The organism is Mesorhizobium sp. P2_C4 (assembly GCF_056404575.1).
This window is the reverse complement of record NZ_JBFUDT010000002.1, coordinates 258731-283907: the sequence shown is the minus strand read 5'-3', so window position 1 is coordinate 283907 and position 25177 is coordinate 258731. Positions and strand designations below refer to the sequence as shown.

Here is a 25177-nt window from a genome sequence, read left to right as displayed (position 1 = left end):
CGACATAGGTCTTGCAAGGCGGTGAAAATCGACATAAACATATGTTTATATCTTTTTCAAAGAGAATACGCCAATGCATGTCGCGCTCGATACGATGGTGGATACGTTAAAGGCGGCGGCCGAATCCAGCCGGCTGCGCATATTGGCGCTGCTGTCGCGTGGCGACCTCACGGTTTCCGATCTCACCGAAATCCTCGGCCAGTCGCAGCCGCGCGTGTCGCGCCACCTGAAGCTACTGCTCGAAGCCGGGCTGATCGGCCGCTACCAGGAGGGCTCGTGGGCCTTCTTCCGGCTGTCGGATACCGATTCGGCACGTGATTTCGTGCTGCGGCTCGTCTCCGGCATACGGGGCGCCGATCCGCAGGTCGAACGCGATCTCGAGCGGCTGGCGTCGGTCAAGCGCAAGCGGCAGGACCGCGCCGCCGAGTATTTTTCCGAAAACGCCGCCAGCTGGGACCACATCCGTTCGCTGCATGTGGCGGACCGTGCCGTCGAAGCCGCTCTCATCAAGCTCGTCGGCAAGCGGCCGTTCCAGTCGATGCTCGATCTCGGCACCGGCACCGGGCGGCTGCTCGAGATCTTTTCGCCGCTCTACCGGCGCGGCGTCGGCATCGACATGTCGCGCGAGATGCTGACTGTGGCGCGCGCCAATCTCGACAAGGCGGGCGTGTCGAACGCCCAGGTGCGGCAAGGCGATATTTTCGCACCGCCGGTCGAGCGCGACGCCTTCGATCTCGTCACCATCCATCAGGTGCTGCACTATCTTGACGATCCCGCCCGCGCCATCCGCGAGGCGGCGAGGCTGCTGCGGCCGGCCGGCCGGCTGGTGATCGTCGATTTCGCGCCGCATGCGCTGGAATTTCTTCGCGACCAGCACGCCCATATGCGGCTCGGCTTTTCCGACCGGCAGATCGCAGAGTGGTTTTCCGAGGCCGGGCTCGACCTTGAAGATGCCCAAGAGTTCGAACCGCGCGGCGGCAACGAGGCCAAGCTGACCGTAAAACTCTGGCTCGGCCGCGACCGCCGCATGCTGATCGCCGAGCCTTCCAATGACAGCCAACCCGCCCAAGCTTACCCGATGGGGGAAATCGCCTGATGAACCAGTTCCGCTTTTCCCGCCGTCCCGACATTGGCGACAAGGTCAGGGTGTCGTTCGAGTTCTTCCCGCCGAAGAATGATGAGATGGAAGCCAGGCTGTGGGACACCGTCACCCGGCTGGAGCCGCTGAAGCCGAAATTCGTCTCGGTGACCTATGGCGCCGGCGGCTCGACGCGCGAGCGCACGGCCCGCACGATCAGCCGCATTCTGAAGGAGACCAGCCTGACGCCGGCGGCGCACATGACTTGCGTCGATGCGGCGCGTCATGAGGTCGACGCCGTCATCCAGGAATTCGCCGACATGGGCGTGAAGCGCTTCGTCGCCTTGCGTGGCGATCCGGCAGAAGGCGTCGGCGCCGCCTACCGGCCGCACGCGGACGGCTATGCCAATGGCGCCGAGCTGGTCGGGGCACTGAAGAACGCCGGCGATTTCGACATTTCGGTCTCCGCCTATCCGGAAAAGCATCCGGAAAGCCCGGACTTCGCCACTGATATCGACATGCTGAAGCGCAAGGTCGACAATGGCGCGACGCGCGCGATCACCCAATTCTTCTTCGACAACGATCTTTATGAGCGCTATGTCGAGCGGGCGCGGCGGGCCGGCATCTACATCCCGATCGTGCCGGGCATATTGCCCGTGCACAATTTCACCCAGGTCGCCAATTTCTCGTCGCGCTGCGGCGCGCTGGTGCCGGCATGGCTGGCCGAGCGCTTCGAGGGGCTGCAGAAGGACCCGCAGACGCATGCGCTGGTGGCCTCCGCGGTGGCGGCCGAGCAGGTGCTCGACCTGGTCGAACGCGGCGTCGGCGATTTCCATTTCTACACGATGAACCGGGCCGATCTGGTGTTCGCCATCTGCCACATGATCGGCATCCGCTCGCATGAGGCGGAGACGGCGGGATCGGCGGCTGCTTAAGGCTCCGCTGCACCTCAAGAATGCAAAAAGGCCGGGTGAAAACCCGGCCTTTTCAATGATTTGGACTATTTAGTGCTGGTCTTCCCCCGCTCCAGCGGTCTTATGGAAGAAAGCCCATAATGAGGGCTCCGATGAATGCGAACGCAGCACAAATCATCAATGCGTTGATTGGCCTTGTCAGTCCCATGTCATAGCCTCCTCTTAAAGAGCTATTGACCGGAGTCTAGGGTCATTTGTGCAACAGGCAAGCGGAAAATATGCTGCATTGCGACGAAATTGTGGAATTTGCGACCTGCCATTTGCCGTTAAGCATTGAAACTCTTCGGCAAAAGCCGGCTTCAGACCTGTGAATAAAATGTGGCAAAGCCGCGGCCGAACGGCGGCATGACAGCGCTACCGTCGGCCGAACAGGCGGCCGTCGATGGTGACGAGACCGAACGCGATCAACGCCATGCCGCCGAGTTCGAACAGTTCGAGCCGTTCACCCAGGAACAGGAAACCGAGGAGGATGGCGCTGGCCGGCACGATGAGCGTGACCAGCGAGGCGTTGGTGGCGCCGGCCGAGGCAACGAGGTTGAAATAGAGGATGTAGGCGAAGGCGGTGGACAGCAGCGCCAGCGCAAACACCGCCGCCCATACCGGTGGCGAGGCCGAGAACAGTCCCGCCGGACCGTAGGTGAAGAGCACGACCGGGATCATAATGATGGTCGATGCCGTCAATTGTCCGGTGGCGATGACCGGCGAGGGCACGCCCTTGAAACGGCGGGCGACCATCAGGGCGACGGCATAGGACAGCGAGGCGCCGATCAGCGCGAATTTGGCCCAGACCGGGCCGCCGAGCCCGGCAAGCACGCCGGGGCCGATCATCACCGCGGTGCCGGCAATGCCGAGCACGATGCCGGCGACCTTGTTCCAGGACAGCTTTTCGTCGGATGTCAGCGCATTGGCGAGGATCAGCGTCCAGAACGGCGTCGTCGCATTGAGCACCGAGGCGACGCCGGCGCCAAGCTCGGTCTGGCCGGCAAAGATCAGCGAGAAGGGGATGATGTTGTTGGTCAGCGCCAGCAGAAAGAACAGGCCGGCATGCGGTAACGCAAGACGGAAGGAAGGGCCGCGCAGGCCCAGATAGAGCTGAAGCGCTATTGCCGCGATGGCGACACGAAACAACACCAGCACAAGCGGGTGCAACTCGCCAACCGCGATGCGGGCAAAGAAGAACGAGCCGCCCCAGATGGCGCCAAGCAGCAGGAGCTGCGCCCAGTCCTTGAGCACCATCGGCCCGCGTGCTGTGGGCGTTGTCGTCGCTATTGCCATGTGGTCCTCCCAGACGGGTCCGAATGCCAGCCAGTCAGGCTGAAGCGATAAAGACTTCGATGACAAGAGCCACCCGAAACCTGATCGCTGGCGTAGCATTCCCCAGAACTGGCGTAGTGCCGCCGCGTCAGGAGCGCGAGACACAGAATTGTTTTCATTAGCCGCTAGCTTGGATTAATTGTGCGCAGCCCCTGATTGAGGATTCGTCCATGCAGCGATTCGAAAATGCCCGCGAGGCGGCACTGGCGCTTCGTCCCGACGATCCGATCTACTGCTTCCGCCCGCAGGTGCTGCAGGCGGACGCCAGGCAATTCATGGGCATGTTTCCCGGCAAGACCGCCTATGCGGTCAAGACCAATGGCGAACAGATCGTGCTAAAGGCGCTGGTCGAGGCCGGCGTCACCGCCTTCGATGTCGCCTCGCCGGGCGAGTTCGCCGCCGTGCGCGCCGTCTCGCCCGATGCCGAGATGCTCTACATGCATCCGGTCAAGGCGCAGTCGGACATCAAGCTGGCGCTGGAGAAATACGGTATCCGCGTCATCTCGCTCGACCATGAGGACGAGATCACCAAACTGACCAGGGTGGTGCGGGCGCTCGACATCGATCCGGGTGCCATCAGCGTCTTCGTGCGCATCCAGACCAAAGGCTCGGCCGCCTACGAACTGTCGAAGAAATTCGGCGCCGGCCCGGCCTATGCGGTGGAACTCGCCGAGCGGCTCAACCGCACCGGCTACAAGGTCGGCCTGTGCTTCCATGTCGGCAGCCAGATCGAGGACCCCGACACGTTCGAGCGGGCGCTGGCCTCGGCCGACTGGGTGCGCAACCGCGTCTCCTTCGACATTGCCGGGCTCGATGTCGGTGGCGGCTTTCCGGCCGAGTACGGCCACGACCCCAACCGCAAGCAGATCGAGATGCCGTCGATCGGCCAGATCATGTCGCGGCTGGCGGGCGACATAAAGGAATACCAGTTCGACCAGATGCCGCTGGTGGCGGAGCCCGGCCGGGTGATCGTGGCGCGCTGCCTGTCGCTGATCGTGCGCGTGCTGCTGCGCAAGGGCAAGCGGCTTTACATCAATGACGGCATCTGGGCATCGCTGTCGGATTCATGGACCGGCAAGATCACACTGCCGGCCCGCTTCATTCCCGACCCGGCGATCCGCTCGCGCAATGGCGAGGAGAAGAACATCGTGCCGTTCAAGGTGTGCGGCGCGACCTGCGATTCCGTCGACATCCTGTCGCGGCCTTTCTGGCTGCCGGAAACCGTCGACACCGGCGACTGGATCGAGATCGGCCATATCGGCGCCTATTCGCTGTCGCTCAGAACCCGCTTCAACGGCTTTTATCCCGACACCTTCGTCGAGGTGACGACGCCCTTCGACGAAGGCGATGCGCCGCAAGGGTTTGCGAGTTTGGAGACGATGGCGGATTAGGGATTCTTCCTTTCTCCCCCTGCGGGAGAAGGGAAGAGGCGCTACAGCCTAGCCAACAGCTCCGGCGTCGGCCAGCCATCGACCGGCAGGCCTAGCCGCATCTGTTCCTTGCGGATGGCTTCGCGGGTGTTGGTGCCCAGGATGCCGTCGACCGTGCCGACGTCGTAGCCTTTGGCCTCGAGCTTGGTCTGCAGTTCCTTCATCTGGTCGCCGTTGAGGCCGGTTTCCGGATTGCGCGGGTCGAACTGCTTTGCCCCTGCCAGCCGGGCGGCGAGGTTGGCGGCGGTGAGCGCGTAGGTGAAGGACTGGTTCCACTCGAGATAAACATCGAAATTGTCATAGGCGAGGAAGGCGGGGCCCTTGCGGCCCATAGGCAGGGCCAGGCCGGCCTTCAGGCCGTTGTCGATAAGCGGCGTGCCGTCGGGATTGGTGACGCCCCACTGCGCCCACTGCGACAGCGGCAGCTTGTTGGTGCGGCCGGTCTGGCCCCACGGCATGTCTTCGGGGACGCGCACCTCCTCGATCCAGGGCTGGTCACGTTTCCAGCCGCGCGACAGAATCTTGCTGGCGGTGGTCATGATGACATCGGGCGCGCTGCCGCGCAGGTCGACGATCCCGTCGCCGTCGCCGTCGACGCCGCGGGCCAGATAGTCGGACGGCAGCATCTGCGTCTGGCCGATTTCGCCGGCCCAGGCGCCCTTGACGTCGGCCGGCACGACGCCGTGGTCGATCAGCGTCAGCAGCGGCACGATCTGCGGCCGGAACAGTTCGGGGCGGCGGCAGTCATGCGACAGCGTGACCAGCGCATCCAGCGTGTGGAAGTCACCTTGCACGGTGCCGAAGTCGGTTTCCAACGCCCAGAAGGCGGCGATGATCGGCGCCTGGACGCCGAACTGCTGGTCGGCGCGGGCAAAGACATCGGCGTATTTCTTCAGCTTGGCCGCGCCCTGCTTCAGCCGGTAGGGCGCAATCATGCGGTTGGAGAATTCGATGAAGGTCTGGGAAAAGACGCCTTGGGCACGGTCGCGCGCCAGCACCTTGTCATCGATAACAGCGGCTTCCAGGGCGTCGAGACCGGCAGCACCGACGCCGGCCGCCTTGGCTTCCACCGCCACGCCTTGCTTCCACGCCTCGAAATCGCCGCCGCATTGCTGCGCCTGCGACGGCAGGGCCGAGGCCGTCAGCAACAGCGCCGAGAGAATTTCAAAGCGCAGTCGCATCGCCATCCTTTCGAGACAAGATCACCAGCGGTTGTAGACGTGGGTTGTTGGCTGTCGAAAAGCAGGCGGGAGCGCCGGTGTCAACGGTTGTTCTGCCGCAGCCACTTGTTTCGGGCGGCTTCGCTGCCGTTGCACCGGTGTCAACGGTTCTTCTGCCGCAGCCCCTTTTTGAAGGTGGTGCTGCCGTTGAACCCGGTGTCAACGGGTGTTCTGCCGCAGCCACTTGTTCCAGGCGGCTTCCGAGCCGTTGAAAACGTTGATGTCGGTCTTGCCGGTCATGCCCGGAACGATGCCGGTTCCGGTGTATTGCCAGAAAGTGAAGGGGTGGCTGCCGTATTTTTGGCGCGGATGGCCGGCGACGGAGCGCAGCCAGTAGGGATAGCCGCGAAAGGTCGACAGGTCGTTGTCGTCGAAGAAGTCGACCGAAGTGTAGATGATCGGCTTCTTGCCATAGTGCCTTTCGACGATTTCGAGGAAGGTGGTCATCTCAGCGCGCACCGTGGCCGAGTCCGGGCGCAACCGGCAGGTCGGCGATTTCGGGTTCCATTCCATGTCGAGAACCGGCGGCATCGCCGAACGGTCAACGGGCACGTTCTCGATGAACCAGCGCGCCTGCGTGGCGGCGGGCGTGCAGAAATAGAAGAAATGATAGGCCGCGCGCGGAATCCCGTTGGCTTTCGTGCGCGCCCAATGCTCGTTGAAATACTCGTCGAAGCGGTCGCCGCCTTCGGTCGCCTTGATGAAGGCGAAGGAAATGCCGCTGGCCTTGGCCGCCGGCCAGTCGACCGAGGTCTGGTATTTGGAAACGTCGGTGCCGTGAACGGCATAGTTCCACGGCGCGCCGCTGTCCCATTCATGCGGCTTGGAATCGTCGAAGCGCGGGGCTCTCACCGCAACCGTCGGGCTGCTGGACGAGGACATGACCGGCACGAGGTCGCCGACGGTCGAGCATGCAGCCAGCAGCGTCAACGTGATGAGGGCCGCGAAACGGCGCATCGCATCTTCCGAGCCGGAATCAGCCGGTCGCTGTTGGGTTGTTGTTGCGGTGGCCCCACGGTGCCTTGGTCGACACGGACCAGCCCTCAGACGATCGCCCCACAGCATCGCCCGATTCTCCAGTGATCGCCGATCATGGTTGATAACAGGTTGACGGCGCTCGACAAGAACCCCGATTTTGCCGAAGCAATGGCGGCAAATCGATGACATAAATCGAGCCGGAAACCATTGGGCAGCCGAAAAGCGGGGACGGAAAAGATGCGGATGGTCGTAAAAGTCGTCAAATGGCTGCTCGGTCTGGTCGTGCTGGCGATCGCTGCGCTGTTTGCCTGGCTCTATCTGGCGCCGCCGGAACTGATCCGCGTCGGCTCGGGCTATTCGGCCAAGATCGTCTGCTCGAACGTCTTTATCGCCGGACGCGATGCCAACGATGTGTTGGCCGTCGATGTCCAGGCGCCTGGTCACCCGTTGCTCAGGCTGATGCGGGTGTCTGTGGACAAGAATAGGGGGACGGTCTCGGCGGGCCTGTTCGGCGTGCTCGGCAAGGGCATTGCGGTTTCCCGCGATGGTCTCGGCTGTGCCTCGGTTCCCGACGGAAACGTTACCAAGGCGCGGCGGACATCGATCCATGTCGAACCGGCCGCCAAAAAGCAGGACGTCTTGTGGCCGGAGGGCGAGCGGGTCGACAGCTCACAGGATCCCGAGGTGGCCAAAATTCTCGACGATCCGGGCGAGACGGGCACCGGGATGCGGGCCGTGGTGGTGGTGAAAAACGGTCATATCGTTGCCGAGCGCTATGGCGACGGTTTTTCGCAAAAGACGCCGCTGCTCGGCTGGTCGATGACCAAGACGGTGAATGCGGCGATCGTCGGCACGCTGGTCAAGGACGGCAAGATGACTGTCACCGACAAGGGGCTGTTCGCGCCCTGGAAGGCAGATGGCCGCGCCGCTATCAGCCTTGCCGACATGATGGCGATGTCGAGCGGGCTGGAGTTCAACGAGGACTATGGCGACGTCGCCGACGTCACACGCATGCTCTATCTCGAACCTGACATGTCGGGGTTCGCCGAATCCAAGCCGCTCGCCGGCGAGGTCGGCAAGGTGTTCTCCTATTCCAGCGGTACGGCGGTGATGCTGTCGCGGCTGTGGCAGGACGCGATCGGCGACAAGGACAAGGCGCTGGCCTGGCCAGGAAAGGCGCTGTTCGAGCCGCTCGGCATGCACAGCGCCGTGCTGGAAACCGACGAGCAGGGCACATTCGTCGGCTCATCCTACTTCTACGCCACGGCGCATGACTGGGCGCGCTTCGGTCAGTTCCTGCTGCAGGGCGGGGTCTGGAACGGCAACGAAATCCTGCCGGCCGGCTTCGTCGACTGGATGCGGGAGCCGGCGCTGGCCTCTAAAGTCTACGGCAAGGGCCAGCTTTGGATCGAGGGCCCGGGCGATGAGGAAAGCCCCGGCGCCGGAATTGCCTCAGGCCTGCCCAAGGATACCTACTGGATGGAGGGCCATGATGGGCAGACGGTTGCCATCATCCCGTCCGAGCAGCTGGTGGTGGTGCGGCTGGGGCTGACGCCGGCCAAGCTCGGCTACCGGCCGCAGACGATGGTGGCGGCGCTGGTCAAAGCGCTACACTAGCACGCGATTTAGTGGGTCATGATCCTAGCAGGCGTTGACCTGTCTGCAGGACCAGCCTCCGCCATCGGTATCGTGGCAATCTTCATAGCTGCCGTAGCACGTGTTTGTTGAATTGCGATACCAGGGATAACCGCCAGGACAGCAGACATCCTGCTGTGCAGTCTGAAGAAATTGGTTTGTCTGCCGGCTTTGTTGTTCGGTATTGCTAGGGTATGAAATATTCAACCTGGTTGGCACATCCAGGCTCGAGTTGCTCATTGCAGACGAGCTCAAGAAAATCATGCAAGCAGCTAACGAAAAGAGTCCCCGCGCACTCATGTTCTCCTCCTTGAGGGAAATAGAGACGGGGCCGATGTACCACTTTTCAGGCGTTGCGTCGATTGTCCTGGACAGCCGCCCAGGCCTCAACCGGCGCTGCCCTGGTTGCTTGCGCGCCCAATGACAGCGAGCCACGTATAGCCACGATAAAGCTTTTGGAATCGGAGGCTTGCACCGATTCTTGCAGAGTCCGATTCGAGAACCTCGCGCAACGTTTCGCGCGGCGCGACATGGAACTTCCGGAGCCAGCCGCGCAGCAGTGAGCGGAACCAGCGTGGCAAGCCTTCCTGCTGGCCGAAGTCGACGACATGCAGCTCGCCGCCGGGCGCGAGCGCGGCGAGCGCTGCGGACACCGTCTTCTCCCAGCCGGGAATCATCGACAGCGAATACGAGACGAAAATGCGGTCGAAGCGCTCGAGGCCGAACAGAGCCTTCGCATTGAAATCGGTGGCGTCGCCGCGTGCCAGCACAACAGCACCGGACAGGCCTTCGCGGGCAATGGCAGCGCCGGCTGTCTCCAGCATCTCGGCCGAAATATCGAGGCCGAAGAAGCGGGCGTCGGGGTAGCGGCGGGCGGCGAGGATGATGTTGCGGCCCGTGCCGCAGCCGAGTTCCAGCACCGTGCCACCGGCAGGCACCTCCAGCCCTGATATCATCTGGTCACGGCCGAGCAGATAGTATTTGCGGGTCAGGTCGTAGATGTGGCGCTGCCAGCGGTAGACGCCGTCCATCAGCTCGGCATGGCTGGCCGGCAACTCGGTGGTACTCATGCCGTCTGCTTCACATAGAGATGGAAGCCGCCATAGATAGCTGAGCGGTCGCGCGCCGAAAACTCGCGTGAGGCCTCGTCCTCATAGCGCCACTGATCAAGCAGCGAATTCGAGACGCGGCCGGGCAACAGGCTGGGTTCGGCGGCGGTGCGGAAGATGACACGCGCTCCGGTGGACGCGGTGCGGGTGATTTCTGCCCACAGCGCATTGAGCTGGTCGTCTGTCATCCAGTCCTGCGCGTCGAGCAGGACGAAGCGGTCGACGGAACCGGCGTCCTTGCCGGCCAGGAACTCGATCAGATTGGCGTGGTGGATGGCAACGCCATCGATGTTGTTGCGGATCGTCTTGTAGTTGCGCTCTTCGAGGTAGGCGGGCAGGGCGGCTTCACCGGGGTTCGGGTAGCGGCGGGCAAAAGCCTGCCAGGCGAAATAGTTCTTCTCCAGCGGAAAGTCGCAAGCCAGCTTTTCGAGCCGGGCTTTCAGCACGCTGGCCATGCTGCCGTCGCCCGAGGTGATCAGTGAATCATATTGCGCCGGCGGAATGCCGAGGCCGAACAGCGAGGCTTTGCGCGACGTCGCCCATTTCAGCAGCTTCTTTTCGAAGACCGGGGCCAGTTCCTCGTTGAAGAAGCGGCGCTGGTCGGCGATGCTTTTGGCTTCCATGATGCCGGCAGGGTTGACGCCGAAGAATTTGGCCGTGCGGTGGCCCATGGCGATGAACAGGCCGAGCAGGCCGGTCTGGTAGAAATTCCGGTCGAAGACGGCGATGCGGCGACGGCCGCGCCAGCTGCGGCGCTCCCAATAGTGACGGCTGACCGGGTCGAGATGCGGGGCGATGAAGCGGTCGTAGGCTTCCGAATTGTGACGGGTGTCAGCGGCGCCGAAGAAGCGGAACAGGTCGCCCTGTGAGGGCAGATGGCGCACCGCCTCGAGCTTCATGCGGTTCAACGCGATGTGGGCGGCGTTGAGATCGACGGCGTCGACCCGCTCCGGTGACCGCGTGAGATAGGCGAGGATGTTGCAGCCGCCGGAAGCGATGGTGACGACGCGGTGGCCCTTGCCAAGCTGCATCGCGTCCATGTCGACATCGGGGTCTTCCCAGATCTGCGGATAGACGAGGCCGGAGAACAGCAAGGCAAAAAGCCGTTCGGAGAGGCCGGCCTTCGACAGTGGGCGGTTCTGGTAGACGGCTTTTCCAACTTCCTTGCCGCGGCGAAAAACCAGTTCTCCGGAAACGTCCGTCATGCCGCTGATTCCCCATTTGCTTTGGCGCAAGCGGGTAGCGCCGGCTGATGACAGGTGCATGACAGTGGCAGCGGGCAATGCAAATGCCAGGGTTGGAGCTATCGCACCTGGAATCGCCGTTCGGCCGCGGCTACACCGATGACGAGCGCGGTGGCCATGGCCAGAAAGACCATTGGCGGCCATGCCGAGCCGATCAGGCCAAGCGCCAGCGCAAGCACCGCGGCGACAAGCTTGTTCAGCAAGGGACGAATGCCCAGCATTGCCCGAAAGAGCATCTCGCCAACCATGAACACCGAGATGCCGGCACTGAGCAGCCACGGCGCATGCGACGAGGCGTCATGGCCTGTATCGAGCAATTCCCGGATGCCGGCCGAAACCAGGATGATGCCGAACAGCAAGACGAGGTGGCCGCCCCAGTAGCCGAGAAGAGCCATGCGGGTGCGCATGTCGGGCGCGGCATTGACGAAATGGTCTTCGGCGCGCTGGTCTTCGCGGTCGAAATAGCTCCACCACAGTGCCGCGACCAGCGCCAGAGCCAGCGCCAAACCTGCAAGCCCGCCGATTTCGGTTAGGTGGGCGTTGCCGCCAGTACCCACCGCGACAGCTACGATCGACTCACCAAGCGCGATGATGACGATCAGCCGGTGCCGCTCGGCGAAGTGGCCGGCACTCAGAGCGAAACGCTGCTCGTGCGTGGTGATCATGCGGAAGATCTGGAAAACAAAGATGAGGGTCGTGGCGACAAGCAGCGGCCACTTCCATGGCTTGTCCACCAGGGCAACGCCGATCAACAGCGCGGATGCGCCGAGATTGATCGGCATGGTGGCCAGGATGGCGCGCGCCGCGCCATGGCGACCGCGCCAGGCAAAGCCGAACAGATGCAGGATGACGACAAAGAGATAGGAGAAGCCGAAGACGAGCGCGCCGTCGCCGAAGACATCGGGAATGGCGATTGCCATCACCAGAAACCCTGCCATCGCGGCGATCAGGATCAGACGCAGCAGCGTACTCTCACCGGCATTGTTGGTCAGCCAGCTGAAAGCTGCGTACATCCACCAGACCGGCACCAACACCAGCAAAACCAAAAGAATGTCGCCCAACGAGTGGGCTTCTTCGATAAGCTGCGTGAACTGGGTGATGACGAACACGAAGACAAGGTCAAAGAACAGTTCGATCGACGCGACATCCGTCGCCTCTTCGTGTTCGCTTTGGCTCATCTACCCGCCTCCTGACTTGCCGCACCATTGCCCGCCAAAAGGCGTCTAGCAAGCACCCGTCATCGCCGACCAAACCCGCCTGGCGTCGGTGTCGTCAGGATGACGGCGTCACCGGCGTCGAGCACGGTCTGGTCACAGGCCTTCAGCATGTCGACCTGGCCGTTCTTGCGGCGGACCTTGGTCGAGCCGACCTCGCCATCTCCGCCGCCGTCGAGGCCTTGCGGCGGGCGGTTGCGATGCGAGGACAGGATGGCGCATTCCATCTTTTCGAGGAAGCGGATGGTGCGTTTGGTGCCATCGCCGGCGCTCCATTTGCCCTTGCCGCCAGAACCCTCGCGGATGTGGAAATCCTCGAGCAGGACGGGAAAACGCAATTCCAGCACTTCCGGATCGGTGAGGCGCGAATTGGTCATGTGGGTGTGGACGCCGGAAGTGCCAGCAAAACCACGGCCGGAGTTCATCTGTCCGGCCGGCGAGCCCGAGCAGATCGTCTCGTAATACTGGTACTGCTCGTTGCCGAAGGTGAGGTTGTTCATCGTGCCTTGCGCGTTGGCCATCGCGCCCATGGCGCCGAACAGCGCGTTGGTGACATGCTGTGAGGTCTCGACATTGCCGGCGACGACGGCGGCCGGGTAGGCCGGCTTCAGCATGCAGCCGTCAGGGATGATGATGTTGATCGGCCTCAGGCACCCGGCATTCATCGGGATCATGTCCTCGACCATGACGCGGAAGACATAGAGCACGGCGGCGCGGGCGACCGGCTCCGGCGCGTTGAAATTGTTCTTCATCACCGGTGATGTGCCGGTGAAGTCGACCGTTGCCTCGCGCTTTTGCCGGTCGACCGATATCTTCACCTTGATGACCTGGCCGGTGTCGGTCGGGTACTCATATTGCGACGAGTCCGGCAGCCGCTCCAGCACGCGGCGCACGCTTTCGGCGGCATTGTCCTGGACATGGCCCATATAGGCCTCGACCACGCCGAGACCGAAATGCGCGACCATCTTGCGCAATTCGGCGACGCCCTTTTCGTTGGCGGCGATCTGCGCCTTGAGGTCGGCGATGTTCTGGTGCGGGTTGCGGGCCGGCCAGCGGTGGTCGGTGAGCAGCGTGTGCAGTTCCGTCTCGCGGAATTTTCCACGATCGACGATGCGGAAATTGTCGAACAGAACGCCTTCCTCGTCGACCGTGGTGGCCAGCGGCGTCATCGAGCCGGGTGCTGTGCCGCCGATATCGGCGTGGTGGCCGCGCGACGCCGCCCAGAAGAGGATTTCCTTTTGGACGTCATCGAAGACCGGCGTCACCACGGTAATGTCGGGCAGGTGCGTGCCGCCATTGTAGGGGGCGTTCAGGGCAAAGACGTCGCCGGGATGGATGTCGCCGGAGTTCAGACGGATGATGGTTTCCACCGAGCGGTCCATGGAGCCGAGATGGACCGGCATGTGCGGCGCATTGGCGACCAGCGCACCGGTGCGGTCGAAGACAGCGCAGGAGAAATCCAGCCGTTCCTTGATGTTCACCGAATAGGCGGTGTTCTGCAGCGTCACGCCCATCTGTTCGGCGATCGACATGAAGAGGTTGTTGAAGACTTCCAGCATCACCGGATCTGCCTTGGTGCCGAGCGCTGCCTGCCGCTGCTTCTCTTCGATGCGGCGCAGGAGCACATGGTTCCTGGCGGTGATCTCGGCCTGCCAGCCCGGCTCGACGACGATGGTCTGGTTCGGCTCGATGATCAGGGCAGGGCCGGCGACCTTGTGCCCGGGCTTGAGCACTTCGCGGGGGAAGATGCCGGCATCGTGCCAGATACCGTCGGCAAAGATTTTCCGAGTCTGGGAAGGACTTGCGACGATGTCCTCAACAACTGAATCGCTTTCGTCACGGCCGGTGCCGCCGGTGTCGGTACCTTCGACGCCGATGGTCTCGATGATCATCGGCTTGTCGTCATAGACGAAGCCGAACTGCGCCTTGTGGGCGGCTTCGAAATCGCGCTTGGCCTGGAAAATCGAGTCTCCCTCGAAATTCACCGGCAGTGTCGTGTCGGTGCCGTCATAGCGAATGTGCAGCACCGGTCTCGCGGCAACCGTGTTCTCGGCGATGCCTTGCGCGGCGAGCTCGGCGATGACCGCTTTCCTCAAGGCGGCAATGAGGCTGCCGATCTCGGTTCTGGACTCTTCGGCAAGTGGCTTCAGCAGCGCCTGCTGGCGCGAGGCGAACACCGAGGACAGGCCGATGCCATAGGCAGAGAGCAGGCCGGAGAAGGGGTGGATCAGCACCGCTTCCATGCCGAGCGCGTCGGCAACCAGGCAGGCATGCTGGCCACCGGCGCCGCCAAAGCAGTTGAGAAGATACTCGGTGACGTCATAGCCGCGCTGCACGGAAATCTTCTTGATGGCGTTGGCCATGTTTTCGACGGCGATGGTGACGAAGCCTTCGGCGACGGCCTCGGGCGTCCGGCCATCACCGATCTCGCCGGCGAGCGCCGTGAACTTTGTGCGCACCGTCTCGACGTCGAGAACTTCGTTCTGGCCGGGTCCGAAAATGGCCGGGAAGAAATCCGGCTGCAGCTTGCCGAGCATGACGTTGGCGTCGGTAACGGCCAGCGGGCCGCCGCGGCGGTAGGCGGCTGGACCAGGATTCGCCCCGGCGGAGTCCGGCCCTGCGCGAAAACGGCCGGCCTCGTAGTGCAGGATCGAACCGCCGCCGGCGGCGACAGTGTGGATGCGCATCATCGGCGCGCGGATGCGCACGCCGGCGACTTCGGTGTCGAAGGCGCGCTCATACTCGCCGTCATAGTGCGCGACATCGGTCGAGGTGCCGCCCATGTCGAAGCCGATGACTTTTTCGAAGCCGGCGAGTCTTGCCGTTTCGACCATGCCGACGACGCCACCGGCGGGTCCCGACAACAGCGCGTCCTTGCCCTGGAACATGTCGGCGGCGGTGAGGCCGCCCGACGACATCATGAACATCAGGTGAGGGGACGGACCAATTTCCCCCGCCACCCTTTGCACATACCTCGACAGGATCGGCGACAGATAGGCGTCGACCACCGTGGTGTCGCCACGGCCGACCAGCTTGATCAATGGCGAGACCTCATGGCTGACCGAGACCTGGCCGAACCCGAGCTTTCGGCAGACCTTTGCCACCGCCTTCTCGTGGTCGGGATATTTCCACGCATGCATGAAGACGATCGCTACCGCATCGATGCCGTCGGTCTTCGCCTGCTCGATCGCCGGGCGGCAGGCGGCGATGTCGAGCAGTCGTTCGACACTGCCGTCGGCCTGCACCCGCTCGTCGATCTCGATGACGCGCTCATAGAGCTGCTCGGGAAGGATGATTTCCTTGGCAAAGATATCGGGCCGCGCCTGATAGGCGATCTTCAGCGCGTCGCGAAATCCTTTGGTGATGAGCAGCAGCACGCGGTCGCCCTTGCGCTCCAGCAGCGCATTGGTGGCCACCGTGGTGCCCATCTTGACGTCGCCGATCAGGCCCGGGGGGATGGGAGCGCCGGATTGAAGGCCGAGCAGGTCACGAATGCCCTGGATGGCGGCGTCGGTATAGGCCTCGGGATTTTCCGACAAGAGTTTTCTGGGATGCAGGCCGCCTTGCGGATCGCGGCCGATGACATCGGTGAAGGTGCCGCCGCGATCAATCCAGAAATCCCATTGTGCGTTCATACGGCATGTCCCCGGCATTTTCATCGATGCCATCTGTTAGTTCGCAATGGCTTGGGCGGCAACGGTCAAGCGCTTGATGTTACATGCGGAAACGCAACGTTACGAAACTCATGGCCTGCTGGCGCATTTTCCCCTCGACCGCTCACGGCAATGTGAGCGTGTACTGAAGGAGAGATTTTATGAAAAAGCTCATTCTCGCGTCGATTTCCGCCCTGGCCCTGCTCGGCGTTGCCGCGTGCAGCGACAACGGCACGGACACCACCACCACCCAGAGCACCAACCCGCCGGCCGCAGACCAGCCGCTGCAGCCAGCTGCTCCGGATGCAACGAAGCCTGCTGAACCGGCTCCGGCAACACCGGCTCCTGCTGCCCCTGCGCAGTAGCAGTGTGACGAACTAAGTTCGTCTGACGAGTAGGGAGGAGGCCGGCTTATGCCGGCCTTTTCCTTGTGATACCTGGCGGTCCAGCGCGGTTGCGGTCGAGCTGGTGACCTCTTCGTGAGCCGGCTGGCGCGGCCTGCGGCACTGTCTTCGCTTGATAGCAGTGGCCGGCGGCCCTAATAAGCCATCATGTCGATTTGGGATCGCCTCGGCGAGTTCATCACCCGTGTTTCCTCTTCGGCCACTTCGGGCGTCGCCGAAGTGGTGGAGGCCGTGCGCACGGTTTTCTCCGGCGATGCGGATCTGCGCCGCCGCGTTGCCTTCTCGGTGGCGATGATCGCGCTGTCGGCCAAGATGGCCAAGGCCGATGGTATCGTCACCCAGGACGAGGTGCGCGCCTTCCAGGAAATATTCGAGGTGCCGAGGGAGCAGACGCGCAATGTGGCGCGGCTCTACGACCTGGCCAAGCGCGATGTCGCCGGATTCGAGACCTATGCCGAGCGCATGGCGCAGCTGTGCGGTTCGGGCCATGCGAACTGCATGATGCTGGAGGACATACTCGACGGGCTGTTCCACATCGCCAAGGCCGACGGCCTGATCCACGAGCACGAAGGCCTGTTCCTCCACCGGATCGCAGAGATCTTCAAGATCGACGAGACGCATTACGAAAGCATCCTGGCGCGGCACGTCAATCTTGGCGCCGCCGATCCCTATGTGGTGCTCGGCATCGAGCGGGGAAAGACGTTCGAGGAAGTCAGGAAGCGCTATCGCAAGCTGGTTTCGGACAATCATCCGGACCGGCTGATCGCGCGCGGCCTGCCACAGGAGTTCATCAAGATCGCAACGACGAGGCTTGCGGCCATCAATACGGCCTATGAGATGATCGAGCGGGGCCTCAGGCACGCATGAGCGGCTTCCTGCCCGACGAGCCAAGCGCCGAGGTAAGAGTATCGCCGAATTTCGGCCCGCGGCGCGAGACGCTCAGACCCGACATGATCGTGCTGCACTATACCGGCATGGCGACAGGCGCTGGTGCCGAAGCATGGCTATGCGATCCGGCCAGTGAGGTCTCCTCGCACTATCTCGTTCACGAGGATGGCCGCCTTGTACAGATGGTGCGCGAGAGCGATCGCGCATGGCACGCCGGCAAGGGTTCGTGGTTCGGACGCGCCGACATCAACTCGTGTTCGGTCGGCATCGAGATCGTCAATCCGGGACATACGCTCGGCTATCCCGGTTTTCCCCGACGCCAGATCGATGCGGTGATCGGCCTGTGCAAGGGGATCATCCGGCGCCATGCCATCCCGGCCCAGCGGATACTCGCCCATTCCGACGTGGCGCCGGGCCGCAAGGTCGATCCGGGCGAGAAATTCCCGTGGCAGGTCCTTTTTGCCGCCGGTGTCGGCCATATCGTCAAGGCGGCGCCGATCAGGCGTGGTGCTGTGCTGAAGGCCGGCGATGCGGGCGCCGAGGTCGAGGCGCTGCAATCTATGCTGGCGCTCTACGGTTATGGCGTGGACATATCAGGCGTTTTCGACCGGCAGACCGAAATCGTGGTCGAGGCTTTTCAACGCCATTTCCGGCCACGCATGGTCGATGGCGTGGCCGACGGCTCGACAATCCGCACGCTGCAAAAACTGCTGGCTTCGGCCAGGACCGTTTTGTTCAAGTAGGCTTTTTCCAGACCATTAAATTACAACCTGTCACTCAAAGTGACTTGCCCTGCCTTGTTTGACGCCAATTCGGCCGTCAAAGGCAGCTCGTGCAAGTTATCGGGCATCTATCCTCCCGGATGTTCCGATATTGATTAGGTGTTGCTGCGTGAAGATCTTCGCGCGGTTCAGACAGAACAGGACCACATGCAGAAATTGACCGTTGTAACGGCAGCTGTTGCTGCCGGCGTAATGACTTTTGCCATCGGTGCGGCCAATGGCGCGCCGTTGAGCCAGAGGGCAGACCAGGGTTTCATTGCAGCATCCGGCAAGACCGCCACGCCGAAAGCGAGCCATGCTGTAAAGCTGAAAAGAACCAACATCGCCAAGGTGGAAAAGGCGGCTGCAGTAAAAACCAAGAAGTCGGGCTCCAGGCGGCATACCAAGCACAACCGGAAGGCGGTCGATCGGATGACAACGGCGTCGATCGGCGTGAAGAACGCAGCGATGTCGATGTCGGTATCGCAGATGGCCGGCGGTGGGCAATACGCGGCGATCGTCGCGCGCTATGCCGCAAGCTACGGTGTGCCGGTGTCGCTCGCCAAGGCGGTCATCACCGTCGAAAGCAACTATCGGCCGAATCTGGTCGGCAGCGCCGGCGAGATCGGCCTGATGCAGATCAAGCCGGCAACGGCGCGGATGATGGGCTATAGCGGCTCGGTCAAGGGCCTGTTCGATCCGGACACAAACATCAAATACGGCATGAAATACCTCGCCATGGCGCAGGATCTTGGCGGCGGCACGACCTGCGGCACCATCCTGAAATACAATGCCGGCCACGCCGCCAAGCGGATGAACCCGGTGTCGGCCGCCTATTGCGGCAAGGTCAAGGTGCAGATGGCTGCGCTCTGATTGCGAGGGAAATGAGAGCCGGCGTTGATTGCCGGCTTTTTCGTTTGCGTTTTCGAGCCTGAACCTCTTTATACGCCTTGCCAGCTGGCCAGGCGGCCGCACCCGCAAAGTCGAAAGGCTGCGGGTGAGGAAAGTCCGGGCTCCATGGAGACACGGTGCCGGTTAATGGCCGGCGGGGGCGACCCCAGGGAAAGTGCCACAGAAAGCAAACCGCCACGGCCATCCGGCGTCCGCAAGGCCGCCGGGATCCGCGGCAAGGGTGAAAGGGTGGGGTAAGAGCCCACCGCGCGACTGGCAACAGGAGCGGCACGGTAAACCCCACCGGGAGCAAGACCGAATAGGGACGGTGCGAGGGGAAACCCTCGAGGGCTGTTTCCGGCTCACCGTTCGGGTAGGTTGCGTGAGGCGCATGGCAACATGCGCCCAAGATGAATGGCCGCCACGTTCTCGCGCCGCAAGGGGCGAGGGCCATACAGAACCCGGCTTACAGGCCAGCTGGCAATTTTTTCCACGATATTGCAGTGAAATCGGCTGATATCAGCAGGTTGCGTCTTCGGGCGCGACTGTTGATTCAGCCGCTTCAGAAACTGAAGCAACTTGGCCTGGAGATGACGGGTTTTGTTGAAATTGGTGCGATTAAATCGTACCATGCTCGAATAGATAGCGTCAGGAGGCCATCATGGGCCATGTCGACAAGCGCAGTATCACGTTGTCACCGGAACTGGCGGCGGCGGTCGACGACGTGGTCGCCGCCGGGGAATATGCCTCTGCCAGCGAGGTGATCCGCGACGCTTTGCGGCAATGGAAAGACCGGCGCGATCTGCTCGGCTACACGGTCGAGGAGCTGCGCAAATTGGTGCAGGAGGGGATCGACAGCGGGCCGGGACGGTTTGCGTCGATGGATGAGATCAAGGCCGAAGCACGCAGACGGTTGAGAGGCGACGACGCAGCATGAGTTTGCTGCCTATCGTCCGCAATACGCGCACTGAAGATGACCTGATCGCGATCTGGCTGCATGTTGCGCGCGACAGCGAGGCTGCAGCCGATCGGTTGCTCGACCGGATTGAAGCCCGCTGGCAGCAACTGGCAACTTATCCACATTCAGGCGCTGCGCGTGACGATATCGCACCCGGTATCCGCCATCTGATCGTCGGCGAATATCTCATTCTGTACCGTGTCCGCGAAGACGCGATTGAGATTGTTCGTGTCTTGCACGGCAGGCGAAAGATCGACGCCGACGAAATCACCTAAGCGGTCGGCTTAGCCGCCGATCGTCTCCAGCGACGCCTCGATCGCCTGCCAAAGCTCTTCCACCGGCTCGCATCCGACCGACAGGCGAACGAAGCCGGGCGCGACGGCGTCGCCTCTTTTCGATCGCCGTTCAGCCGAGGTGTGGACGCCGCCGAAGGATGTAGCTGCCTGCATCAGCACGCAATTGTTGATGAAATCCTCTGCCTTGTCCTCAGAAGCCAGCACGAAGGAGATGAGGAAGCCGAAGCGCTCCATCTGGGCGCGGGCGAGATTGTGCGATGGATCGCCTTCCAGGCCGGGGTAGCGCAGGCCGCTGACCGCGCCGTGGTCTTTCAGCCGCCGCGCTATCACTTCGGCGGAAGAACACATGCGGTCGAAACGCACATCCAGCGTTTCGAGGCCGCGATGCACCAGCCACGCTTCGAACGGTCCGGGAATGGCGCCGGAAGTCTCACGCCAGTCGGTCACGGCGGCGATGATGTCGGCATTGCGGCTGGCGACATGGCCGAACAGCACGTCGGAATGGCCGTTGGGCGCCTTGGTGTCGGCGGCAATGACGATATCGGCGCCGAGATCGAGCGGGCGCTGGCCGAACGGCGTCATCGTCGTGTTGTCGACGACGAGGAGCGCGCCTGCGCTGTGAGCGGCTTCGGCGACAGCCGCAATGTCGCAGATGTCCAACCCGGGATTGGCGGGGGTTTCGACGAAGGCGAGGCGATAGCCGTCGAAACCACCATCGAGGAAGGTCGATGTCGGCCGGACGTCGTAGCTGATGCCGAACGATTTGAGGTAGCGCTCCGCCAGCGCCCTGGTGGTGTGATAACCATCCGAAGGCAGAAGGATCCGGTCGCCGGCCTTGAGCAGGCCAAAAAACACCGCCGAGATCGCGGCCATTCCGGAGGGGAAGGCGACGCATGGCGCATCTTCCAGATGCGCCAGCATATGCTCGACCGCATCCCAGGTCGGGTTCGAGAAGCGGCCGTACTGATCAAAGCCGGTGGCGTCGCCGGGCGCGTGAAAAATCGCGGCCATGGTCAAGGGCAGCGGAATCGGGTCGCCCATGGCAAGTCTGTCGCGACGCAGATGGGGAAGGGCCGCAGCGCGTGACCTGGCGGTTTCGGACATCGATTTTCAAACCTTGTTTCTTGGCCGGGGAATGCGGCCGACCCTAGCGTCTGGCTACGGCTTGCAGCAAGCGCCGTCCGCTTGGGCCAGGCGGCTCTAAACGCTTCGTTAGGCTTAATGGAGGATAAAGACGGGAGTGCCGTCAAAGCTGCTCTCAGCGGTTGTGGCGCGTGCGTTTGTGAAGCTTGTTCCCGTTGACGCCCATAGTGCCCCATGATATCCCATTTCGATACCAAAGCCTTCGTTCCGCGTCAGGGTGAAGCGTACGCCAATCGGGCAGCCGAGGCGGCTGTGCGTTTGCGGGGTTTCGCCTTTGGAAATGAAGCAAAGTTTCGGCAGGGGACGCGCAGCGGCGGCGCGGACGACAAGATGGAAAGGGGTGCGGCGGCGGAAGCGGCTGTAACGCGTAATGGACCGGTTTCTGTCAAGCGCGGTGAACAGGATCGATGCGAAGGGACGGGTCTCCGTTCCGGCGCATTTCCGCGCGGTCGTGCAGAAGCGCGGCTATTCGGAACTCTATGCGCTGCGCTGCCTGGATGTCCCGGCGATGGATGTCGGCGGGCTCGACCTGCTCGATCGCTACGAACAGCGCATTGCGCTGGAAGACCCTTTTTTGCAGACGGCGGACGACATGTCGTTCTTCTGCCATGGCGACGGAACGTTCCTGAAGCTCGACCAGGACGGTCGCATCACGATGAGCGACTTCATCCGCGAGCACACCGGCATTTCGGCGGAAGTGGCCTTTGTCGGCCGCGGCAATTTCTTTCAGATCTGGGAGCCGGGACAGCTTGCCGCCTATGGGGCGCAGGCGCGCGCCCGGCTTTTGCAGCTTCGGCAGGGGACGAAGCCTGGGGAGCGGCCGGAATGATGGCGGGTCACGGCGATGATACCAGCGCCGTTGGCGGACCGACCCGTCACATTCCGGTCCTCCTTGCCGAAGTGCTGGAGGCGCTTGCGCCAAAACCCGGCGATGTGATCGTCGACGGCACGTTCGGCGCCGGTGGCTACACCAAGGCGATCCTGGCAACCGGCGCGTCGGTCGTGGCCATCGACCGCGATCCGGATGCCATTGCGGCAGGACGCGCCCTCGAACAGCAGTCGGGCGGCAGGCTCAAGCTTGTCCAGGCTCCGTTCTCGACGTTGGACGAGCAGGTTAAAAGCGCCGACGGGGTGGTGCTCGATATCGGCGTCTCCTCAATGCAGATCGACCAGGCGGAGCGCGGCTTTTCGTTCCGCTCTGACGGGCCACTCGACATGCGCATGGCCCAGGCGGGCCTCAGCGCCGCCGACGTCGTCAACTCCTTCAAGATGGGCGACCTTGCCCGCATCTTCGGCTTCCTCGGCGAAGAGCGCCATGCCGGCCGCATTGCGCGCATGATCGAGAGCCGTCGCGAAAAACATCCGTTCGAGCGCACGCTGGACCTCGCCGACGCCATCGAAACGCATATCGGCCGTGCGCCCAAGGACAAGATCCATCCGGCAACCCGCGTCTTCCAGGCGCTGCGCATTTTCGTCAATGATGAACTGGGCGAACTGGCCAAGGCGCTGTTTGCGGCCGAACGCGCGCTGAAGCCGGGCGGGCGGCTTGTGGTGGTGACGTTCCATTCGCTGGAAGATCGCATCGTCAAGCGTTTCATCGCCGACCGCGCCGATGCCGCGACCGGCTCGCGGCACCTGCCCGAAGCGCATACGCGCCTGGCGACGTTCGGCAAGGCCGGTGGCGGCGTGACGCCTGGCGACGCCGAGACATCAGCCAATCCGCGGGCGCGCTCGGCAAGGCTGCGGGCTGCGATCCGCACCGAGGCGCCGGCGCGCGCCGGTGATTTTTCCATTTTCGGCCTTCCAAAGCTTCCCGGCATCGATCGGCCGAGAGAGAGGTGAGCACGTGTTTCGTACCAGCGACATAGTCCTGATCGCCGTCATGGTTTCGGCCGCGGCTCTGACCTACAAGACCAAGCGCGAGGCCGAGGAACAATTGGCGTCGGTGCAGAAGATCGAGGCGCAGATTCGCTACGAGGAGGATACGATCGACCTGCTCAAGGCCGACTGGAGCCTGCTCACCCAGCCTTCGCGCCTGCAGAAGCTCGCTGAACTCTACAAATCGCAGCTCGCGCTCGAGCCGGTCAATGCACGCCAGATCGTTGGGCTCGATGAGTTGCCGGCAAAGCCGGTCAACATCGAGGACCTTTCGTCACAGCGGCTGGGCGGCATGGCCGATAATTCCGGCAAGGGGCCCTCTGGTGGCAAGGACCCGGTGGTGACCGGAGGCATCGTTCAATGATCGCCAAATTGCCAACGATGGGCAGGCTGCTGAAGCGTCGCGCAAAATCGGGCGAAGACGGCTCGATCGTCGTCGACGGCGCCCGCAAGGCGACCGGCGGCAAGGCCAAGACCCGCATCGTGATGACGATGGCGGTGTTCTTCGGCATCTATTCGACCATCGCCGGGCGGCTTGTCTATCTCGGCTTCCAGAACCCCGACCTGTCGGGTGGTCCGCAGAGCCGGGTGACGGCGTCGCGGCCCGATATCGTCGACCGCAATGGCGAAGTGCTGGCCACGGACATCAAGACCGCGTCGCTGTTTGCCGAACCGCGCCGCATCGTCGACGCCGATGAGGCGATCGAAAAGCTGTCGACGGTGCTTCCCGAGATCGACTACGAGCAGACTTACCACAAACTGAAGAGCGGCGCCGGCTTCGTCTGGCTGCAGCGGCAGCTGACGCCCAAGCAGCAGGCCGACATTATGCAGCTTGGCATTCCCGGTTTTGGCTTTCGCACCGAAAAGCGCCGGTTCTATCCGGCCGGCGAAACCTCGTCCTACATTGTCGGCCTCACCAACATCGACAATCAGGGCATCTCCGGCATGGAGAAGTATATTGACGAGCAGGGGCTGAGCGACCTTCAGGCCTCGGGCCTGGCGATAGCCAAGGATTTGAAGCCGGTGCAGCTTTCGGTCGATCTGCGCGTCCAGCACATCGTGCGCGACGAGATTGCCAACGGCATGGAAAAATATCATGCCATCGCCGCCGGCGCCGTGGTGCTCAACGTCAAGACCGGCGAAGTGGTGGCGATGGCCTCGGTGCCGGATTTCGACCCCAACAATCCCTACAATGCGCAGGACAAGGACCGGCTGAACCGCATGTCGGCCGGCCTCTACGAAATGGGGTCGACCTTCAAGAGCTTCACCACCGCCATGGCGCTCGATTCCGGCAAGGTGACGATGGAAAGCCGGTTCGATGCCTCGCATCCGATCCAGATCGGCCACCAGACCATTCATGACTTCCACGGCAAGAACCGGGTGCTGAGCGTGCCGGAGGTGTTCATCTATTCCTCCAACATCGGCTCGGCCAGGGAAGCCGATGTGGTGGGCATCGAGGGCCACCGCGAATTCCTGCATCGCATGGGCATTCTCGAGAAGATGCAGACCGAACTGCCGGAAGTCGCGCGCCCGACCGAGCCCAAGGTGTGGAAGAAGGTGAACTCGATCACCATCGCCTTTGGTCATGGCGTGTCGACGACGCCGCTGCAGACGGCGGTCGGTTGCGCCGCGCTGATGAATGGCGGCTATCTGATCGAGCCGACTTTCCTGCCACGCACGCAAGAGCAGGCGATGACGGTGGCCAAGAAAGTGGTCAACGAAAAGACCGTCGAAGGCATGCGCTATCTCTATTCGCTCAACGCCGAGAAGGGTTCTGGCAAAAACGCCAGGGTTCCTGGCTATCGCGTCGGCGGCAAGACCGGAACGGCCGAGAAGGTCATCAACGGCCGCTACTCGTCGACGGTGCGTTTCAACGCCTTCGTCGCTTCCTTCCCGATGGACGATCCGCAATACATCGTTTTGTCGATTATCGACGAGCCGAAGCCGGAAAAACCCGGCATGGGTGCCACCGCAGGCTCGAATGCGGCGCCAATTGTTGCGAACATCATCCGCCGTTCGGCTTCGATGCTTGGCGTGAAGCCAGATTTCAGCCATGAAAATGGTGCAACGCTGGTGTCCTATCAGTGATTCTTGGGGCGCGCCGGCAAC

Annotated in this window: 22 protein-coding genes and 1 other RNA gene; 15 read left to right on the top strand and 8 right to left on the bottom strand. The window is 62.7% G+C overall.

The window, feature by feature from the left end; genetic code table 11:
• Positions 1 to 73 precede the first annotated feature (73 nt).
• Positions 74 to 1096, top strand: coding sequence for an ArsR/SmtB family transcription factor (locus AC1DX6_RS07780; protein WP_477312159.1), 1023 nt, complete (start codon positions 74 to 76; stop codon positions 1094 to 1096).
• Positions 1096 to 2013, top strand: a complete 918-nt coding sequence (gene metF, locus AC1DX6_RS07775) for a methylenetetrahydrofolate reductase [NAD(P)H] (protein ID WP_477312158.1) — start codon at positions 1096 to 1098, stop codon at positions 2011 to 2013. Before AC1DX6_RS07780 ends, metF begins: the two co-directional genes overlap by 1 nt.
• Before the next feature lie 393 nt (positions 2014 to 2406).
• On the opposite strand, the gene AC1DX6_RS07770 is transcribed toward metF, so the two are convergent.
• Entirely contained in the window at positions 2407 to 3327 is a 921-nt protein-coding gene (locus tag AC1DX6_RS07770; RefSeq protein WP_477312157.1) for a DMT family transporter, read from the bottom strand.
• 209 nt (positions 3328 to 3536) lie between these two features.
• Between AC1DX6_RS07770 and AC1DX6_RS07765 the strand changes: the two genes are divergently transcribed.
• The gene (locus tag AC1DX6_RS07765; protein ID WP_477312156.1) at positions 3537 to 4757 is read left to right on the top strand and encodes an alanine racemase; all 1221 of its coding nucleotides are present in this window, start codon (positions 3537 to 3539) and stop codon (positions 4755 to 4757) included.
• A gap of 41 nt (positions 4758 to 4798) precedes the next feature.
• Here the strand turns inward: AC1DX6_RS07765 and AC1DX6_RS07760 are convergent, their stop codons facing one another.
• Together AC1DX6_RS07760 and AC1DX6_RS07755 are read right to left on the bottom strand one after the other, a co-directional pair.
• Entirely contained in the window at positions 4799 to 5977 is a 1179-nt protein-coding gene (locus AC1DX6_RS07760; protein ID WP_477312155.1) for a lytic murein transglycosylase, read from the bottom strand.
• Between the two features lie 198 nt (positions 5978 to 6175).
• A complete protein-coding gene (locus tag AC1DX6_RS07755) occupies positions 6176 to 6973 on the bottom strand; it encodes a glycoside hydrolase family 25 protein (protein ID WP_477312154.1) in 798 nt (265 codons plus the stop codon).
• Between the two features lie 258 nt (positions 6974 to 7231).
• On the opposite strand from AC1DX6_RS07755, the gene AC1DX6_RS07750 reads away from it, so the two are divergent.
• Positions 7232 to 8611, top strand: coding sequence for a serine hydrolase domain-containing protein (locus AC1DX6_RS07750; protein ID WP_477312153.1), 1380 nt, complete (start codon positions 7232 to 7234; stop codon positions 8609 to 8611).
• 404 nt (positions 8612 to 9015) lie between these two features.
• Here AC1DX6_RS07750 and AC1DX6_RS07745 read toward each other — a convergent pair whose 3' ends face one another.
• The 4 genes from AC1DX6_RS07745 to AC1DX6_RS07730 form a co-directional block, all read right to left on the bottom strand.
• The gene (locus AC1DX6_RS07745) at positions 9016 to 9699 is read right to left on the bottom strand and encodes a class I SAM-dependent methyltransferase (RefSeq protein WP_477312152.1); all 684 of its coding nucleotides are present in this window, start codon (positions 9697 to 9699) and stop codon (positions 9016 to 9018) included.
• Positions 9696 to 10943, bottom strand: a complete 1248-nt coding sequence (locus tag AC1DX6_RS07740) for a BtaA family protein (RefSeq protein ID WP_477312151.1) — start codon at positions 10941 to 10943, stop codon at positions 9696 to 9698. The genes AC1DX6_RS07745 and AC1DX6_RS07740 overlap by 4 nt, the downstream gene beginning before the upstream one ends.
• A gap of 98 nt (positions 10944 to 11041) precedes the next feature.
• Complete coding sequence (locus AC1DX6_RS07735; protein ID WP_477312150.1) at positions 11042 to 12160, bottom strand: low temperature requirement protein A; 1119 nt, start codon at positions 12158 to 12160, stop codon at positions 11042 to 11044.
• Positions 12161 to 12219: 59 nt separating this feature from the next.
• The gene (locus AC1DX6_RS07730) at positions 12220 to 15831 is read right to left on the bottom strand and encodes a hydantoinase B/oxoprolinase family protein (RefSeq protein WP_477312149.1); all 3612 of its coding nucleotides are present in this window, start codon (positions 15829 to 15831) and stop codon (positions 12220 to 12222) included.
• A 179-nt stretch (positions 15832 to 16010) separates the two neighbouring features.
• Between AC1DX6_RS07730 and AC1DX6_RS07725 the strand changes: the two genes are divergently transcribed.
• From AC1DX6_RS07725 to AC1DX6_RS07695, 7 genes are all read left to right on the top strand, one after another.
• Positions 16011 to 16214 carry a hypothetical protein gene (locus AC1DX6_RS07725; protein ID WP_477312148.1) on the top strand — a complete coding sequence of 68 codons (204 nt, stop codon included), beginning with the start codon at positions 16011 to 16013 and terminating at the stop codon, positions 16212 to 16214.
• A gap of 186 nt (positions 16215 to 16400) precedes the next feature.
• The gene (locus tag AC1DX6_RS07720) at positions 16401 to 17120 is read left to right on the top strand and encodes a TerB family tellurite resistance protein (protein ID WP_477312147.1); all 720 of its coding nucleotides are present in this window, start codon (positions 16401 to 16403) and stop codon (positions 17118 to 17120) included.
• Entirely contained in the window at positions 17117 to 17884 is a 768-nt protein-coding gene (locus tag AC1DX6_RS07715; protein WP_477312146.1) for an N-acetylmuramoyl-L-alanine amidase, read from the top strand. Before AC1DX6_RS07720 ends, AC1DX6_RS07715 begins: the two co-directional genes overlap by 4 nt.
• A 186-nt stretch (positions 17885 to 18070) precedes the next feature.
• Complete coding sequence (locus AC1DX6_RS07710; RefSeq protein ID WP_477312145.1) at positions 18071 to 18775, top strand: lytic transglycosylase domain-containing protein; 705 nt, start codon at positions 18071 to 18073, stop codon at positions 18773 to 18775.
• 80 nt (positions 18776 to 18855) lie between these two features.
• An RNA gene (gene rnpB, locus AC1DX6_RS07705) (RNase P RNA component class A) lies at positions 18856 to 19278 on the top strand.
• A gap of 176 nt (positions 19279 to 19454) precedes the next feature.
• Positions 19455 to 19730 (top strand): type II toxin-antitoxin system ParD family antitoxin, encoded by a 276-nt coding sequence (locus tag AC1DX6_RS07700; protein ID WP_477231952.1) that lies wholly within the window; start codon positions 19455 to 19457, stop codon positions 19728 to 19730.
• Positions 19727 to 20026, top strand: a complete 300-nt coding sequence (locus AC1DX6_RS07695) for a type II toxin-antitoxin system RelE/ParE family toxin (protein ID WP_477312144.1) — start codon at positions 19727 to 19729, stop codon at positions 20024 to 20026. The genes AC1DX6_RS07700 and AC1DX6_RS07695 overlap by 4 nt, the downstream gene beginning before the upstream one ends.
• 9 nt (positions 20027 to 20035) lie before the next feature.
• Here the strand turns inward: AC1DX6_RS07695 and AC1DX6_RS07690 are convergent, their stop codons facing one another.
• The gene (locus tag AC1DX6_RS07690; protein WP_477312143.1) at positions 20036 to 21151 is read right to left on the bottom strand and encodes a cystathionine gamma-lyase; all 1116 of its coding nucleotides are present in this window, start codon (positions 21149 to 21151) and stop codon (positions 20036 to 20038) included.
• Between the two features lie 409 nt (positions 21152 to 21560).
• Between AC1DX6_RS07690 and mraZ the strand changes: the two genes are divergently transcribed.
• The 4 genes from mraZ to AC1DX6_RS07670 are packed head-to-tail and all read left to right on the top strand — an operon-like array spanning position 21561 to position 25156.
• A complete protein-coding gene (gene mraZ, locus AC1DX6_RS07685; RefSeq protein ID WP_477312142.1) occupies positions 21561 to 22019 on the top strand; it encodes a division/cell wall cluster transcriptional repressor MraZ in 459 nt (152 codons plus the stop codon).
• Positions 22016 to 23032, top strand: coding sequence for a 16S rRNA (cytosine(1402)-N(4))-methyltransferase RsmH (gene rsmH, locus AC1DX6_RS07680; protein WP_477312141.1), 1017 nt, complete (start codon positions 22016 to 22018; stop codon positions 23030 to 23032). The genes mraZ and rsmH overlap by 4 nt, the downstream gene beginning before the upstream one ends.
• A gap of 4 nt (positions 23033 to 23036) precedes the next feature.
• The gene (ftsL, locus tag AC1DX6_RS07675) at positions 23037 to 23432 is read left to right on the top strand and encodes a cell division protein FtsL (RefSeq protein ID WP_477312140.1); all 396 of its coding nucleotides are present in this window, start codon (positions 23037 to 23039) and stop codon (positions 23430 to 23432) included.
• Positions 23429 to 25156, top strand: a complete 1728-nt coding sequence (locus AC1DX6_RS07670) for a peptidoglycan D,D-transpeptidase FtsI family protein (protein ID WP_477312139.1) — start codon at positions 23429 to 23431, stop codon at positions 25154 to 25156. Before ftsL ends, AC1DX6_RS07670 begins: the two co-directional genes overlap by 4 nt.
• Positions 25157 to 25177: the final 21 nt, after the last annotated feature.